Genomic DNA, 16,704 nt, shown 5'->3' with positions numbered 1-16,704 from the left:
TCCCCCCTATCATCGCCGCGATGGCCGGCGCTTGCACGCCCGGCCATGACCCTCTGGTTCAGGACGTAGCGGTGTAGGCCGCTTCACGGGTTGCCGAGAACCGCACGTCCGGCGCGCGTTCCTGCGCCAACTGCAGGTTGACCCGCGTCGGTGCCAGGTAGACCAGCTGCCCGGCCGCATCCACCGCCAGGTTCAGCGCGTTCTTCTCGCGGAACTCTTCCAGCTTCTTTTCATTGCTGCAGGTGACCCAGCGCGCAGTGACCACGCTGACCGGTTCGAAGGTCGCTTCCACGCCGTATTCGTCCTTCAGGCGGTACGCGGCCACGTCGAACTGCAGCACGCCGACCGCACCGAGGATCAGGTCGTTGCTCATCAGCGGACGGAAGAACTGGGTCGCGCCCTCTTCGGACAACTGCGCCAGGCCCTTCTGCAGCTGCTTGAGCTTGAGCGGATCGCGCAGGCGCGCACGGCGGAACAGTTCCGGGGCGAAGTTGGGGATGCCGGTGAAGGTGATCGCCTCGCCTTCGGTGAAGGTATCACCGATGGAAATGGTGCCATGGTTGTGGATGCCGATGACATCGCCTGGCCAGGCCTCCGCGGCGATTTCGCGGTCGCTGGCCATGAAGGTCAGTGCGTTGGCCAGCTTCATGTCCTTGCCGGTGCGCACGTGCAGGGTCTTCATGCCCGCCGCGAACCGGCCCGAACACACCCGCATGAATGCCACGCGGTCGCGGTGCTGCGGATCCATGTTGGCCTGGATCTTGAACACGAAGCCGGTCAGCTTGTTTTCCTGCGGCTGCACGGCGCGGCCGGTGCTGGCACGCGCCTGCGGTGACGGGGCGTGTTCAACGAAGAAGTCCAGCAGCGGCTGCACGCCGAAGTTGTTCACGCCCGAACCGAAGAACACCGGGGTCTGCTTGCCGGCGCGGTAGGCGTCCAGGTCGAACGGGTGGCTGGCGCCCTGCACCAGTTCCAGTTCGTCGCGCAGGTCGGCCAGCATCTGCGCGCCGATCTTCTCGGCCAGGCCGGGCGAGTCGATGGACGGGAAGATGGTCGAGTCCTGGCGGGTGAAGTTGCGGCCCTGCTCGTACAGGTGCACCTCGCCGGAGATCAGGTGGACCACGCCTTTCAGGCGCTGGCCCATGCCGATCGGCCAGGTCACCGGCGCGCACTGGATGCCGAGCACGCTTTCCACTTCATCCAGCAGGTCGATCGGTTCCTTGCCCTCGCGGTCCAGCTTGTTGATGAAGGTCATGATCGGCGTGTCGCGCAGCCGGCAGACCTCCATCAGCTTGATCGTGCGTTCTTCCACGCCCTTGGCCACGTCGATCACCATCAGCGCCGAGTCCACCGCGGTGAGCACGCGGTAGGTGTCCTCGCCGAAGTCGGCGTGGCCGGGCGTATCGAGCAGGTTGACGATCTTGCCTTCGTAGGGGAACTGCATCACCGAGGAGGTGACCGAAATGCCGCGTTCTTTCTCCAGCGCCATCCAGTCGGACGTGGCGTGGCGTGCGGCCTTGCGGCCCTTCACCGAGCCGGCCATCTGGATCGCACCGCCGAACAGCAACAGCTTTTCGGTCAGCGTGGTCTTGCCCGCATCAGGGTGGGAAATGATGGCGAACGTACGGCGACGCGCGGCTTCGGTGGCGACTTCGGACATGGCAGGGGGCGCCCGCCCGGGGCGCAGATCAATGAAGTAAGCCGATGATTATCGCCGAAAAAGGGGACGGAGGGGATTAAGACGTGAAAGGCCGCGTTCGGGCCGAATGCGCCTTAATCCCCTCCGTCCCCTTTTTCGAAGTGGAGCTGGCCGCGCGGGGTGACGATGCGCACCGGGATCGACTCGAGCTGGGTACCGTGCTGTCGCTGCACGGCGAAATGCAGGTGCGGGGCGGTGCTGTAGCCGGTGTTGCCGGACAGGCCGATCAGCTGGCCGGCCTGCACCTGCTGGCCTTCACGCACGCGCACGCCCGCGTGTTGCAGGTGCGCGTAGACGGCCATGCTGCCGTCGTCATGCACGAGGCGCACATAGTTGGCGCGCTCGCGGTCCCGCTGCGGGTCCAGACCATTGCCGCTGAAGCCCGCCTGCACCCGGGTCACCCGGCCGGCGCGCGCGGCCAGAACCGGCGTGCCTTCGGGCAGGGTGAAGTCCACCGCATGGCGGTTTTCGGCGTCGCGGTGGCTGAAGCGGCCCTGCGGCGCCTGTCCCACGCTGAAGCGGCGGGCATCGAACGGTAACTGGTAGGCAAACGAATCGGCCGCGGGGGCGCCTGACAGGCCCCAGCCGGCGCGCCAGTCGGCGGTGTCTGCCGCCATGGCGGGCCGCGCCCACAGCGGCAGCAGGATCAGGCAGCACGGCAGCAGACGGCGCATCGAGGCTCGGCGTGGCGGCAGGAGGGCGGACTGTAGCAGCCCGCGCGGCAGCAGGCGGAAGTTGCGAATGAATCCATCTCTTCATCCGCATGAAGGGATTGACATGACGGAATTACACTGGCATCGTGGCTCCACCATCGAGACCGGCAGAGGGACAGGCCCTTTGAAGCCGGGGCAGCCCGCAGGCGCGAAAGCGTCAGCGTAGGTGCCAAATCCTGCGGGGACCCCGTGTCTACCGGAAGATGGTTCGAGCCGTGCCCTGCAAGGGCAGGACTTGGACGCGAGCCCCGCGAAGGCTCGATGGCCGTTTTCCTTATTGGACGCCGCCATGAGTTTCGCCCCCAGCACCGCCCTCCGCCCCGACTCCTTTGTTCCCGTCAGCGTGCCGGTCGAAGACCGCGTGCACGCCGCACGCGGCGAGTTCGCCGCGGTGTTGGACATGCGCCACGCCGGCCCCCGCCCGATCCGCCTGCGCTACGAATGGGTAGGCCCTGCCGACGCGCCGGTGGTGGTGCTGGCCGGTGGCATTTCCGCCAACCGCCACGTGGCAGCCAATGCCCAGTTCGTCGAAAAGGGCTGGGCCGAAGGCCTGGTCGGCCCGGGGCGGACGCTCGACCCGCAGCTGCTGCGCGTGCTGGCGTTCGATTTCATCGGCGCCGATGGCGCATTGGACGTGCCGATCGATACCGCCGACCAGGCCGATGCGCTGGCGATCCTGCTGGATCATCTCGGCATCGCGCAGCTGCAGGCGTTCGTCGGTTACTCCTATGGTGCGCTGGTCGCCCAGCAGTTCGGCGTGCGCCACCGCCCGCGCGTGCAGCGGCTGGTGGTGGTCAGCGGCGCGCATCGTGCGCATCCCTATGCGGCGGCGTGGCGCGCGCTGCAGCGGCGTGCGGTTGCGCTGGGCCAACTGCAGTGCAGCGACGAGAACGGCCTGGCGCTGGCACGCCAGTTCGCGATGCTCAGCTACCGCACCCCTGAAGAGTTCAGCGAGCGCTTCGACGCCGCGCCGGAAGTGATCAATGGGCGCGTGCGCGTGGCCGCCGAAGATTACCTGGACGCCGCCGCCGCGCAGTACGTCGCGCGCACGCCGGTCACGGCCTGGCTGCGCCTGTCCGAATCCATCGACCTGCACCGCATCGAGCCGGCGCAGCTGCTGCTGCCGACCGTGGTGGTGGCCGTCGAAGGTGACCGCCTGGTGCCGCTGGCCGACCTGGTCAGCCTGGTCGAAGGGCTGGGCCCGCGCGGCAGCCTGCGCGTGCTGCGCTCGCCCTACGGCCACGACGCCTTCCTGAAAGAAACCGATCGCATCGACGCGATCCTCGCCAACGCCATCCGCATCCCGGGAGAAACCGCATGAGCCACGACAACAACGGCACGCCGTCCTGTAGCCGCACCACTGCCGCGGTGCGCGCCGGCATCGACCGCGATAGTGCCTACGGTGCGGTGACCCCACCGATCGTGCTGTCCTCCAACTTCAGCTTCGACGGCTTCGGCAACAAGCGCCAATACGACTACACCCGCAGCGGCAACCCGACCCGCGACCTGCTGGGCGAGGCGCTGGCCGAGCTGGAAGGCGGCGCGGGCGGCGTGGTCACCGCGACCGGCATGGGCGCGATCAGCCTGGTGCTGCAGGCGCTGCTGGGACCGGAAGACACCCTGGTGGTGCCGCACGATGCCTACGGTGGCAGCTGGCGGCTGTTCAACGCACTGGCCGGCAAGGGCCAGTTCAAGCTGGTCACCGCCGACCTGACCGACCCGCGTTCGCTGGCCCAGTCGCTGGCCGGTTCACCGAAGCTGGTGCTGGTGGAAACCCCGTCCAACCCGCTGCTGCGGATCACCGACCTGCGCTTCGTGATCGATGCCGCGCACAAGGCCGGCGCGCTGGTGGTGGTCGACAACACCTTCCTGTCGCCGGCCCTGCAGCAGCCGCTGGCGTTCGGCGCCGACCTGGTCCTGCATTCCACCACCAAGTACATCAACGGCCATAGCGATGTGGTGGGGGGTGCGGTGGTGGCGCGCGACCCGGAACTTGCGCAGCAGTTGACCTGGTGGGCCAATGCGCTGGGCCTGACCGGTTCGCCGTTCGATGCGTTCCTGACCCTGCGCGGCCTGCGCACGCTGGATGCACGCCTGCGCGTGCACCAGGAAAACACCGCAGCGATCGTGCCGTTGCTGGCCGCCCATCGCGCGGTGAGCGCGGTGTACTACCCCGGCCTTGCCGACCACCCGGGGCATGCCATCGCCGCACGCCAGCAATCCGGTTTCGGTGCCATGCTGTCCTTCGAACTGGTGACCTGCGACGGCGACGATCCGCACGCGGCCGTGCGTGCCTTCGTTGATGGCCTGCAGTACTTCACCCTGGCCGAGTCGCTGGGCGGGGTGGAAAGCCTGGTGGCGCATCCGGCGACGATGACCCATGCGGCGATGACCGTGCAGGCACGCCAGGCCGCTGGCATCAGCGAAGGCCTGCTGCGCCTGTCGGTGGGTATCGAATCCGAACGCGACCTGCTGGCCGACCTGGCCGCTGCACTGGACCGGGCGGCGGCCGTGGTCGATGCACAGGCGCGGCACAAACAGGTCGTGGACGCATGAACGCACAGGTGGTCGAACTGGGCCATGCCGCACCGCGCCGCCTGGCGCTGCTGGGCACCGGTACCGTGGGCACCGCGTTCGTCGCGCGCTACCAGGCGTTGCAGTCACGCGGGCTCGCCTTGCCGCGCTTTCATTGGCTGGCCAACTCGCGCGCGGTGCTGGCCTGCGACGGTGCGCCGGAACAGCCCCTGCATGCGCTGCGCTGCGCGCCCCGGCTCGGCGACGCAGCCGCACCGTGGAAACAGGTCGACAGCCTGCACGCCGGTGACGTGGTGGTCGATGCGACGGCCAGTGAAACGGTTGCGGCCGAACACGCGCAGTGGTTGGCGCGCGGCGTGCACGTGGTCACCGCCAACAAGCTGGGGCAGGGGGCGCATGCGCAGCGCGCCGTGCAGATCGCGGCGCACTGTGCCGACAGCGGCGCGCGCTATGGCGACAGTGCCACGGTCGGTGCGGGCCTGCCGTTGCTGAGCAGCCTGCGCGCACTGGTGGAAGGCGGGGATCGCATTCTTCGCATCGAAGGCGTGCTGTCCGGATCGCTGGCCTGGTTGTTCCACCGCTACGACGGCAGTCAGCCGTTCTCGCTGGCGGTCCGCGAAGCGCTCGATGCCGGCTTCACCGAGCCCGACCCGCGGCTGGATCTTTCTGGAGAGGACGTCCGCCGCAAGCTGTTGATACTGGCGCGTGCAAGCGGGCTGGACCTCGCCGATGGACAGGTGCAGGTCGATTCGCTGGTGCCGGCGGCGCTGGCCACGCTGCCGCACGCGCAGGCACTGGAACAGCTCGCGCAGCTGGATGCGCCACTCCACCAGCGTTGGCTGCGCGCACGCGAAGCGGGCGAGGTGCTGCGCTTCATCGGCTGCGTCGAAGCGGGCGCCGCACGCGTGGGTGTGCAGTCGCTGGCGGTGGACCACCCGCTTGCGTCAGGTGCGGGAACGGATAACCGTGTCGCGATCCACAGTGATCGATATCGCGATCAGCCTCTTCTGATCCAGGGCCCGGGCGCGGGTGCGGAGGTCACGGCGGCGGCATTGCTGGATGACGTGCTGCGCATTGCGAGGAAGGAGACAATCGAGCGCTGCTGAGCCCGCGGTTCTGCCTATGATCGATTTATGGCAGTGATCGAAGAGTTTGCAGTGAACGATTTAGTAGTCAGCCCTCTGCGTGTGGCCGTGCTTGAAGTCGATGCGGTGCTTCGCGAACGGATTCTTGTGCCGCGCCTGCGCGACCATGGCTTCGACGTGGTCGGGCTGGGCACGGCGGCCGCGCTGGAGCACCTGCTGGTGACCCACCGGCCCGATATCATCGTGCTGGATGTCGGCCTGCCGGACGCCGACGGCTTCGAGCTGGCGCAGTCGCTGCGTTCGCGTTTCCCGGCGGTCGGGGTGGTGATGTTGACCGGGCGACGAAGCCCGCAGGACCAGGTCCGCGGACTGGTGGGCGGCGCCGATGCCTACCTGGTCAAGCCGGCGGAGCCGGCGCTGCTGGTAGCCACCCTGCACAGCCTTGCCCGGCGACTGCGTCGGTTCGACGATCCGGCTGCACGCGCCGCTGAGCCGGGTTGGCGACTGGACGGCAACGGCTGGCGACTGCTGGCACCGTGTGGGCAGCCGGTCCAGTTGACGCGCAGCGAACGCCCGCTGCTGCACTGCCTGATGCAGCACGCCGGCGAAGTCGTCGGGCGCGAGGCGCTGGCCGCGACCCTGACCGCCGATCCGTTCTCCTTCGACATGCATCGGCTGGATTCGCTGATCCACCGCCTGCGGCGCAAGATCGCCGTGGCAAGCCGGCATCCGTTTCCGCTTTCGGCGGTGCACGGTGCCGGCTACGTGTTCGCGCCCTGACCAGGCGGCCTGCAGCGTCAGGCTGATGCAGGCAGCGCAACGGTTCGCCGTTCGGTGAGGAGTGGCGAGTATTCGGTGACAACCGGTGCGTGACACCGATTACAGCTGAATCGTACGTTCATCCACGCCGCCGCTGGCCATCTTTGATCGGACTTCATTCCACGTGCCGCGCGGCGCTTCTCTGGACACCCGGGTCCAGAGGCTGGGCCGGTACATCGCACCGCCTGGCCTCCAGGACGGGAGTGCGTTGCCCTTCGAATCGTGAGGTGCTGGATGAACAAGATTTTCAGTCGTGTATGGAGCCGCTCGCTGCAGCAGCTGGTGGTGGCGTCGGAGCTGGCCACGCGTGGTCATTGCCAGGGCGGCCGACGTCGCCTGCCGGGATGCGTGGTGGCCGGTGCGCTGCTGCTGCCGGCATGGGCGGCGATGGCATCCGGCAAGATTCCGATCGTGGCCGCGGCAGCCGCACAGGATGGCTATGTGGCCGTTGACGGCAGCAATGATGGAAGCGACAACGCGCTGGCAAGGGGCGACGAGGCCGTTGCAGTCGGCGTGCTGGCACGCGCGCAGGGCGCTGATGCCACGGCGGTCGGCAGCCAGGCACGGGCCACGGCGGTGGGCGCATCGGCGTTCGGCAGTGGTGCACGGGCGACGGCGGGATCGGCCACGGCGGTAGGCCAGAGTGCCCGCGCACTGGCCACTGGCGCCGCTGCGTTGGGTCAGAACGCCACGGTCAGCGCCGCAGGGGCGGGGTCGGTGGCGTTGGGCGCGTATGCACAGGCCGAGGCCGCCGACGCGGTCGCGCTGGGCAGCAACGCACTGGCAGATCGCACCGGCACCGTGTCGGTGGGGCGGCGAGGGCAGGAGCGCCAGATCGTCAACGTCAAGGCAGGGACCGAAGCGACCGACGCGGTCAACGTCGCCCAGCTGGACGAGGTCAGGGATCAGATCGGCGATCTGGATTACATCGCCATCGAAGGCGATCCCGACCGCAATGACCGCGCCTCCGCCAACGGCGATACCGCCATTGCCATCGGTTCGCGTGCTACCGCCGAGGGCAATGCGACAACCGCCGTCGGAGCCGAGGCCTGGGTGCGGGGCGTGGGCAGTTCGGCCTTCGGCCAGGGCGCCAGCGTGATTGGCGACGCCGGCACCGCGATCGGCCAGGGCAGCGTGGCCGCAGGTTTCGGCAACACCGCGGTGGGCGCCAGTGCGTCGGCCGAAGGTGACCAGGCGGCGACTGCGCTGGGTGCACTGAGCACGGCGATGGGACAAGGCTCCACCGCGGTCGGCGCACGGGCGCAGGCCTATGGTCCGGGCGGCTTCGCCGCCGGCTACAACGCGGGCACCAACGGCGAGGCCGGCGTCGCCATCGGCGCCAATGCCGTTGCCGCCGGCGGTGACTTCGCCGTGGCGGTGGGCGGCAAGGCGCAGGCTGCAGGGAACGGGGCCACCTCACTCGGTGCCGGCGCACTGGCCCGCGGCGACAACGCCAGCGCAGTGGGCAGCCTGGCCACGGCGGTGGGTGCCACAGCGCTCGCCGTGGGCAGCAATGCTTCGGCACAGGGCAGCGGAAGCGCGGCACTGGGGGCCAACAGCCATGCCGATGCCGATCATGCCTTGGCCGTGGGTGAGGAGGCGCTGGCGGTCGGTGAAGGGGCGCTGGCCGTGGGCCACCGTGCCACGGCCTTGGGCGAAAATGCGATCGCGCAGGGCAGCGGCGCGGTAGCTACGGCACAATCGGCGATCGCGCTGGGCGATGGCAGCACGGCTGAAGGGCCGGGCGCGATGGCGCTGGGCTCGTTGTCGTCCTCGCGCGGTCATGGCAGCGTTGCCGTGGGAGGCCTGGCCGAAGCCAATGGCAACAGCTCGGTGGCGCTGGGGACCCAGTCATCGGCCGAAGGACCTGCCGCCATTGCGGTGGGTGCCAATTCATTGAGTACCGGTGACTTTGCGATGGCGCTGGGGGTGGCGAGCAGCGCGGCGGGGGACGGAAGTATCGGGCTGGGCATGGCAACCACCGCTGCAGGCTTCCGCAGCATTGCCGCCGGCTATCTGGCTGCAGCCTACGGCGATGGCGCAATGGCGATCGGCCCGCAGTACGTATGCGACGGCATCTGCGTGGCTGAAAACACCATTGCCGCAGGCGCCAACAGCATGGCCGTGGGGCCATCGGCGCTGGCCCTTGGCCGCGAAGCCGTCGCGCTGGGTGCGCTGAGTGGCGCCTTTGCCGACCGTGCGCTGGCGCTTGGCGTGGAAAGCCGGGCATACGGCAACAACAGCATGGCCATCGGCCCGGAAGCACTGAGCAGTGGCGCCAGCAGCATCGCACTGGGCACGTTGGCGGCCGCCGCCGCCGACCGCAGCGTGGCCATCGGCACGTCACAGGTACAGGAGCAGGCCAACGACAGCGTCGCACTGGGTCATGGCTCGCTGGCAACCCGCGCCAACGCCGTATCGGTCGGTGCGTCCGAGGAATGGTGGGACGCGACGGGCGAACGCCACGGCGCGATCCAGCGGCAGATCACTGATGTGGCTGCAGGCACCGAAGAAAACGACGCGGTCAATCTGCGCCAGCTACAGGCGGTGGAGGCCAAGGCGGGCAAGGGACGTTATGTCGCCGTCGATGGTGCCGGAGATGGCAGTGACGATCCGATCGCCACCGGCACGGGCGCCTCGGCTTTCGGGCCACAGGCGATGGCCGATGGCCAGGCAAGTGTTGCCGTGGGTACACAATCACTGGCCCTTGGCGACGGGGCAATCAGTGTGGGGGGAACCAGTACCGCACTCGGTACGCATGCCTTGGCGATCGGGCAAGGGGCGAGTGCGGGTGGAGACTTCAACACCGCAGTGGGCGGAACCTACCTCGGACTGGTGAACGGCCAGCCGGTACAGCGCGTCACCACCGCCTCCGCTGCCGGCGCAAGCGCGTTTGGCGCCGGTGCCCAGGCAACAGGGGTGAATTCACTCGCGCTGGGGACGGCGTCGAGCGCGGAAGACCAGAGTACGGCCGTGGGCTTTGGCTCTTCGGCCCGCGATGCCTACGCCACGGCACTGGGTACCTACAGCCAGGCCGAATCGGAAGGCACCGCGATCGGCTATGGCGCCAAGGCGCTGCTACATGGCACGACCGCGGTGGGCTGGAATGCCGAGGCCACGGGTCTGTATGCCATTGCGATGGGCCTGGGCAGCAGTGCGACGCAATGGAGCTCGCTTGCCATTGGGGTGTTCGCCGACGCGAGCGGCAGTGGCAGTATCGCCATCGGTGAGCTTGCCGCGGGAAGTGGCGCGGACGGTGTCGCGATCGGTTCAGCGTCCCGGGCATCGGGATGGAAATCGATGGCGCTGGGCTACTCGGCGTTGGCCACTGCAAACGATTCGATCGCCCTGGGTTCTGGGAGCGTGGCGGATCGACCCGATACGCTGTCGATCGGCCGCGCAGGCGCGGAGCGCCAGATCGTCAACGTCGCCGATGGCACGGAAGCGACGGACGCGGTCAACAAGCGGCAGATGGACAGCGCCATTGCCGATCTCGGAGACGGCCTGGGGGAACTCGGTGCCACTGCGGTCCGCTACGACGACAAGGACAAGGCACGCATCGCGCTGGGGGGCGAGCAGGGCACGACGATCAGCAACCTGCGCGCAGGCGTGGCCGCCACCGATGCGGTCAACGTCAACCAGCACGAGGACGTGGTGCGCGCCTTGGGCGGCGGTGCGGCGCTGGGCGGCGACGGCATGCTGATCGGGCCGGTGTATACGGTCCAGGGTGCCCGCTTCGGCAACGTCGGCGGTGCGGTCAGCGCACTGGATGGCGCGGTGAGCGCGCTCGGCAATCGCGTGGGCGCGCTGGAATCGGGCGCCCCTGCAACGCCGGGCCCTGGCCCGGGAGACGGTGGCACTCCGCCGGTCGGTCCAGGACCCGGCGAGGGCGGTGGTGAAGCAGCCCCCGGGCTGGTTACTGCAGGCAGCGGCAAGGGCTCGGTTGCAATAGGCGAAGGCGCTGTCGCGGATGAGGCGAACGTGGTGTCGGTCGGCAGTGCAGGAAATGCCCGCCGCATCTCCAACGTCGGTACGGGCACGGCCGCGACCGATGCGGCCAACCTCGGCCAGATGCAGGCCGGCGACGCACAGACGCTCGCATCGGCACGCACTTATACCGATTCGCGCTTCCAGCAGTTGGACGACCGTTTTGTCGACCTGAGCCAGGACCTGGACCGCCGCCTGGGCCAGCAGGACCGGCGCATCGACCGCCAGGGGGCGATGAGCAGCGCCATGATGAACATGGCGATCAACGCCGCCGGTAGCCGCAGCCCACGTGGTCGCGTGGCCGTGGGTGCGGGCTGGCAGAACGGTGAGCAGGCCCTTTCGGTCGGCTATGGCAAGCAGGTCGGCGAGCGCGCCAGCTTCAGCCTGGGCGGTGCGTTCAGTGGCAGCGACCGTTCCGCCGGCATCGGTTTCGGCATCGATCTTTGAACCCCGGGGCCGCTCTCATCGGAGCGGCCTTCTTCCTGATGGTTTCTTCTGGAGAAACACACATGCGCCAACGCTTCACTCCCCAGGCCGGTGTTTTGGCCCTCGCCATTTCGCTCGCCACCGCGCCAATGCTGGCCCACGCCGCCGACATTGCCGTGGCGCGCACCGTGGTCCCGCTGCGGCAGCTCCCCGCAGAACCCGCGGTTGCACCGGTGCAACGCTTCATCATCAAGTACAAGCCGGCCAGTGCGCCGGCGCGTGACCGCAGCCGCGTGCAGTCCAGCCTGAGTGCTGCCGCTGCGCGCAGCGCCGGCACGCAGGCTGCACGCGCAGCGCTGGGCCTGAAGGCACTGCGTCGCGGCGCCACCGGTGCGGAAATCGTGGCGGCATCGCGTCCGCTCGACCAGGCCGAAGCGCAGGCAGTGCTGCAGCAGCTTCGCCAGGATCCGGATGTGCAGTACGCACAGCTGGATTCACGCAAGTACGCGCTGGATTTCATGCCGAACGACCCGCAGCTGCCGATCTACCAGTGGGACCTGCTCAACACGGTGGGCGGCATCCACGGGCCACAGGCCTGGGACCACAGCACCGGCGAAGGCGTGGTCGTGGCGGTGCTGGATACGGGTTCCACGCCGCATGTGGACCTGAAGGACAATCTGGTTGCCGGCTACGATTTCATTTCCTGGTACGGCCAGTCGCCTGACCAGCCCGATGTCGCCGGCGATGGCGACGGGCGGGATCCCGATGCCACCGATCCGGGCGACTGGACAGATACCTCCATGCCCTGGTGCGGTCGCAGCTCCGACAGCAGTTGGCACGGCACCCATGTCGCCGGCACGGTGGCGGCGATGACCAACAACGGTCTCGGCGTGGCGGGCACTGCGTGGGGGGCAAAAGTACAGCCGGTGCGCGTGCTGGGTCATTGCGGTGGCCTGACCTCCGATATCGCCGATGCGATCGTCTGGGCCGCCGGCGGCAGCATCGAAGGGATCCCGATCAATCCGAGTCCGGCCGATGTGATCAACATGAGCCTGGGCGGAAGTGGCGCCTGCTCGCAGGACCCGGCAACGCAGGAGGCGATCGATTTCGCGGTGTCGCGTGGCACCACGGTGGTGGTCGCGGCGGGCAACAGCAACGCAGATGCCTCGCAGTTCAGCCCTGCAAGCTGCGACAACGTCATCACCGTGGGCGCCACCGGCGTGGGTGGCACGATCGCCAGCTACACCAACTACGGACCACGCGTGGACCTGGCCGCTCCGGGTGGCGATCCGGACAGTGGCGCCGGGATATCACGCGGCTATGTCTGGTCCACCGGCAATGATGGCGCGACCGTGGCAGGCCGGGACATCATCGTCGGCATGGTGGGCACCTCGATGGCATCGCCGCATGTGGCGGGCATCGTGGCGCTGATGCAGTCGGCGGCGGTGGCTGCGGGCAAGGATGCGTTGACGCCTGCGAAGGTGCGCGAGCTGCTGGTGGGGTCGGTGCGTCCGTTCCCGGTGCAGCCGCCAGCCAACCGCTCCATTGGTGCGGGGCTTGCCGATGCCGGCCGTGCGGTGCAGCTGGCACTGGGCAATACCCTGCCGGAGCCGCCGGTACCTGAACTGCAGAGTGGCGTGGTGCTGCAGGGGCTGGGCGGTGGCGAGGCGCAGTCGTTGCTGTACCGGGTCGAGGTGCCGGCCGGCACGCGCAGCCTCAACCTGCGCAGCCTCGGCGGCCGCGGTGATGTCAGCCTGTATGCCGCGCCCGGCGCACCTCCTTCGGTGGAAGATGCGGCGTACCGCTCGCGGCATGCCGGCACTGCCGAAGCGATCGTGGTGGCCAACCCGCAGCCGGGCACCTGGTACCTGCGGGTGGTAGGCGAGGCGGCCTTCAATGGCGTCAGCGTGCTGGCCCTGGCGCGCTGACCCCGCGCCGCATCCACGAAAGCAACAGGGGCCGCGCTCAGCGGCCCCTGTTGCCGGTCAGGGGCGTGCAGCAAGAAAGCGCAGCAGTGCGCTGTTGAACGCTGTTGGGTCCTGCACCTGCGGCGAGTGTCCCAGCGTGGCGAACTCCACCAGCTGCGCTGCCGGGATGGCCGCGGCCGCGGCCTTGCCCAACGCAGGGTAGTCGCCCAGCGTTGCCTTCACCGCAGGCGGTGCCAGGTCGCGGCCGATGGCGGTGCGGTCGGTCTGGCCGATGAACAACGTGGTCGGCACCGTGATGTTCTTCAGTTCGTAGACCACCGGCTGGTTGAACACCATGTCCGAGGTCAGCGCCTGGCTCCACGCCACTGCCTCCTTGCACGGCCCGGCATACATGCCGGCCTGCATCCGCGCCCACTGCTCGAACTGCGGCTTCCAGTCGCCGTTGTAGTACACATCCAGCTGGTACTTCCTGATCGATTCGAAACTGGTTTTCAGCTCGTTCGCATACCAGGCATCGACGCTTCGCCATGGCACGCCGAGTGCCTTCCAGTCTTCCAGGCCGATCGGATTGACCAGTGACAACGACTGCGTGGCATCCGGGTAGAGCAGCGCGTAACGCGCTGCCAGCATGCCGCCCATCGAATGGCCGACGATGTGCGCGCGCTGCACGCCCAACTGCTGCAGCAGGGCATGGGTGTTGGCCGCCAGTTGCCCGAACGAATACTGGTAGCCCTGCGGCTTGCTGGATTTGCAGAAGCCCACCTGGTCCGGCGCGATCACCCGGTAGCCGGCATCGAGCAGCGGCTGGAAGCTTTCTTTCCAGGTTGCCGCGCAGAAGTTCTTGCCGTGCAACAGGACCACGGTGCCGATCGGCGTACCCGAGGGTGACAGGTCCAGATAGGCCATTTCCAGCGGCTGGCGCTGCGACTGCAACGCGAAGGTCTTTACCGGATGGGGATAATCGAAGCCTTCCAGGCGTGCGCCGTAAGTGTCGGCGGCGAGCGCGGTGAACGGAAGGCAGGCAAGCAGGGAGACGGCCAACAGGCGCATGGGGGGCTCCGGGGGGAAAGCCTGAGGTTACCCCGAAAAGCGTGACGACCAACGGTCGTCACCCACCTCAAGCGGCGGTCGTCAGCCACCTGCAGCGGCGGCCGTCATCCACCGTCAGCGACGGTGTTCAGCGAGCTCAGCACTCGATGACGTTGACCGCCAGCCCGCCGCGGCTGGTTTCCTTGTACTTGTCCTGCATGTCGCGGCCGGTGTCGCGCATGGTCTTGATGACCTTGTCCAGCGATACCTTGTGCTTGCCGTCGCCGCGCATCGCCATGCGCGATGCATTGATCGCCTTGACCGCGCCCATCGCGTTGCGTTCGATGCAGGGAATCTGCACCAGGCCGCCGATCGGATCGCAGGTCAGGCCAAGGTTGTGTTCCATGCCGATCTCGGCGGCATTCTCGATCTGGCTGGGGCTGCCGCCGAGCGCGGCGACCAGGCCACCGGCGGCCATCGAGCAGGCCACGCCCACCTCGCCCTGGCAGCCGACTTCGGCACCGGAAATCGAGGCGTTTTCCTTGTACAGGATGCCGATCGCTGCCGAGGTCAGCAGGAAGTCGAAGATCCGCTGTTCGTTCGCGCCGGGACAGAAACGGTCGAAGTAGTGCAGTACCGCCGGCAGTACGCCGGCCGCGCCGTTGGTCGGGGCGGTCACCACGCGGCCGCCGGCAGCGTTCTCTTCGTTCACCGCCAGCGCGTACAGGTTGACCCAGTCCAGCGTGGTCAGCGGGTCGCGCATTGCGGCTTCCGGCTTGGACGACAGTTCGCGGTGCAGCGCCGGCGCGCGGCGGCCCACCTTCAACCCGCCGGGCAGCACGCCTTCCTGGCGGATGCCGCGGGCCACGCAGGCCTGCATCGCTTCCCAGATCTCACGCAGCTGGGCGCGGATATCGTCTTCGCTGCGCCAGGATTTTTCGTTCTCGAACATCAACTGGGCGATGCTCAGGCCGCTGCGCGCGGTCTGCGCCAGCAGCTCATCGCCACTCTTGAACGGATACGGCAGCGGGGTCTCGTCGGGCACGATGCGGTCGTCCGCCGCGTCATCCTGGTTGACCACGAAGCCGCCGCCGACCGAGTAATAGTCGCGCGTGGCGATCAGCTCATCGTTGGCGCCGTAGGCGGTGAAGCGCATGCCGTTGGTGTGGTAGGGCAGCTTCTGGCGCTTGTTCAGGCCCAGGTCGCGTTTTTCGTCGAAGCTGATCTCGTGCTGGCCCATCAGGTTGATGCGCTTGCTGGCACGGATGCGTTCCAGCGTCGCCGGGATGATGTCCGGGTCGATCAGGTTCGGTCGCTGGCCTTCCAGCCCCAGCAGGACCGCCTTGTCGGTGCCGTGCCCGCGACCGGTCAGCGCCAGCGACCCGTAGACGTCGGCGCGGATGCGCACCACGTCCTGCAGCCGGCCGGGGTCCAGCAGCCAGCGGTGCACGAAGCGCTCGGCGGCCTTCATCGGGCCGACGGTGTGCGAGGAACTCGGGCCAATGCCGATCTTGAAGACGTCGAACGTGCTGACTGCCATGGATGCCGTGCTGCGGGTACCGGGAAAGGCGCTATTCTAGCGGTTGCCGCAGACCATCCTTGGCTGCGCCGCAGCAAAGCCGGTCCCTGGAGCCCTGTCTGTGTTCATCCTGTACCAGCGCGACGACTGCCAGTTGTGCGACGAGGCGCTGGCAGTGCTCGCCCAGGCGCGTTTTCCTGCCTTCGATTCGCTGTTCATCGATGACCAGCCCGGGCTCGAACGGCGCTACGGTGCCCGCGTCCCCGTGTTGCGCGATGCCCGGTCGGACCGCGAACTGGACTGGCCGTTCCATGCCGCTGACGTGCAGGCCTGGCTGGCAGAAGACAGGTAGTGCCGCCCGCTGGCCGGCACCCCATGCCTGTCGATCACTTCGCCTTGAAGGTCACCACGGTGCTGATTGCGGTTTCATCCGGGATCGTCTTGGTATCGGCCCAGTCGCCACCGCCGACGCCGAAGTCCAGCCGCTTCACCGTTGCCTTGCCCTTCAGCACCGGCTGTGTGCCCGGGGTCCAGGTGAAGGTGAGGGTGACCGGCTTGCTGACGCCGCGCAGTTCGAGCGTGCCGTCGGCGGCGAACCGGTCATTACCAAGCGCGCGGAACCCCTTGGCGGTGTAACGCGCGGTGGCGAACTTGCCGACATCGAAGAAATCCGCGCCCTGCAGGGTGGAGTCGCGGTCACTGTTGCCGCTGCGGGCACCGGCCAACGGAATCGCCACGTCCAGCGAACCCGCCGCCGGATTGGCCGGGTCGAAGCTGAGCTGGGTGGAGAAGCCGGGGAAGGTGCCGGCGAAGACTTCGCCGTCGTACTTGGTGGCGAAGGCCAGGTTGGATCCCGGCGCGCCGGCCGCCTGGACGTAATCGGCGGCCATCGCCGGCGAGGCCGCCAGCAGGCCGGCCAGGGCCGCAGCGACGGCGGACGGGGTGCTCAGTTTGATGCTCATCG

At 68.3% G+C, this 16,704-nt stretch carries 11 protein-coding genes, 1 pseudogene and 1 riboswitch; of the genes and pseudogenes, 7 read left to right on the top strand and 5 right to left on the bottom strand.

The window, feature by feature from the left end; translation table 11 throughout:
• Window positions 1-58: 58 nt before the first annotated feature.
• Together RTX79_RS13115 and RTX79_RS13110 are read right to left on the bottom strand one after the other, a co-directional pair.
• Entirely contained in the window at window positions 59-1,660 is a 1,602-nt protein-coding gene (locus RTX79_RS13115) for a peptide chain release factor 3 (RefSeq protein ID WP_057508707.1), read from the bottom strand.
• 113 nt (window positions 1,661-1,773) lie between these two features.
• Window positions 1,774-2,268, bottom strand: a pseudogene (locus tag RTX79_RS13110) (M23 family metallopeptidase); the annotation flags it as partial.
• Between the two features lie 236 nt (window positions 2,269-2,504).
• Window positions 2,505-2,622: riboswitch (SAM riboswitch) on the top strand.
• Between the two features lie 79 nt (window positions 2,623-2,701).
• On the opposite strand from RTX79_RS13110, the gene metX reads away from it, so the two are divergent.
• The 6 genes from metX to RTX79_RS13080 all read left to right on the top strand — a co-directional run bounded on the left by metX (window position 2,702) and on the right by RTX79_RS13080 (window position 13,192).
• Window positions 2,702-3,733, top strand: a complete 1,032-nt coding sequence (gene metX, locus RTX79_RS13105) for a homoserine O-succinyltransferase MetX (RefSeq protein WP_057508708.1) — start codon at window positions 2,702-2,704, stop codon at window positions 3,731-3,733.
• Window positions 3,730-4,968 (top strand): O-succinylhomoserine (thiol)-lyase, encoded by a 1,239-nt coding sequence (locus RTX79_RS13100; protein ID WP_312684162.1) that lies wholly within the window; start codon window positions 3,730-3,732, stop codon window positions 4,966-4,968. Before metX ends, RTX79_RS13100 begins: the two co-directional genes overlap by 4 nt.
• The gene (locus RTX79_RS13095; protein ID WP_312684159.1) at window positions 4,965-6,053 is read left to right on the top strand and encodes a homoserine dehydrogenase; all 1,089 of its coding nucleotides are present in this window, start codon (window positions 4,965-4,967) and stop codon (window positions 6,051-6,053) included. The genes RTX79_RS13100 and RTX79_RS13095 overlap by 4 nt, the downstream gene beginning before the upstream one ends.
• 27 nt (window positions 6,054-6,080) lie before the next feature.
• On the top strand, window positions 6,081-6,812 hold the full coding sequence (locus RTX79_RS13090; RefSeq protein ID WP_312684157.1) for a response regulator transcription factor: 732 nt from the start codon (window positions 6,081-6,083) through the stop codon (window positions 6,810-6,812).
• A 273-nt stretch (window positions 6,813-7,085) separates the two neighbouring features.
• Window positions 7,086-11,285: an ESPR-type extended signal peptide-containing protein gene (locus RTX79_RS13085; protein ID WP_312684155.1), complete on the top strand. Its 4,200-nt coding sequence runs from the start codon at window positions 7,086-7,088 to the stop codon at window positions 11,283-11,285.
• A 62-nt stretch (window positions 11,286-11,347) separates the two neighbouring features.
• The gene (locus tag RTX79_RS13080) at window positions 11,348-13,192 is read left to right on the top strand and encodes a S8 family peptidase (protein WP_312684153.1); all 1,845 of its coding nucleotides are present in this window, start codon (window positions 11,348-11,350) and stop codon (window positions 13,190-13,192) included.
• Between the two features lie 57 nt (window positions 13,193-13,249).
• Here RTX79_RS13080 and RTX79_RS13075 read toward each other — a convergent pair whose 3' ends face one another.
• Both RTX79_RS13075 and RTX79_RS13070 read right to left on the bottom strand, forming a co-directional pair.
• Complete coding sequence (locus tag RTX79_RS13075) at window positions 13,250-14,242, bottom strand: alpha/beta fold hydrolase (RefSeq protein WP_312684152.1); 993 nt, start codon at window positions 14,240-14,242, stop codon at window positions 13,250-13,252.
• A gap of 136 nt (window positions 14,243-14,378) precedes the next feature.
• The gene (locus RTX79_RS13070) at window positions 14,379-15,761 is read right to left on the bottom strand and encodes an L-serine ammonia-lyase (RefSeq protein WP_057508715.1); all 1,383 of its coding nucleotides are present in this window, start codon (window positions 15,759-15,761) and stop codon (window positions 14,379-14,381) included.
• 100 nt (window positions 15,762-15,861) lie between these two features.
• On the opposite strand from RTX79_RS13070, the gene RTX79_RS13065 reads away from it, so the two are divergent.
• Window positions 15,862-16,092 carry a glutaredoxin family protein gene (locus RTX79_RS13065; RefSeq protein WP_312684151.1) on the top strand — a complete coding sequence of 77 codons (231 nt, stop codon included), beginning with the start codon at window positions 15,862-15,864 and terminating at the stop codon, window positions 16,090-16,092.
• Window positions 16,093-16,126: 34 nt separating this feature from the next.
• On the opposite strand, the gene RTX79_RS13060 is transcribed toward RTX79_RS13065, so the two are convergent.
• A complete protein-coding gene (locus RTX79_RS13060; RefSeq protein ID WP_312684150.1) occupies window positions 16,127-16,702 on the bottom strand; it encodes a YceI family protein in 576 nt (191 codons plus the stop codon).
• Window positions 16,703-16,704 lie beyond the last annotated feature (2 nt).

The sequence above is a fragment of the Stenotrophomonas chelatiphaga genome (assembly GCF_032054965.1).
Taxonomy (GTDB): Bacteria; Pseudomonadota; Gammaproteobacteria; order Xanthomonadales; family Xanthomonadaceae; genus Stenotrophomonas; species Stenotrophomonas chelatiphaga.
Note: the sequence above shows the minus strand (reverse complement) of the source record. Positions and strands in the feature narration are given on the sequence as shown.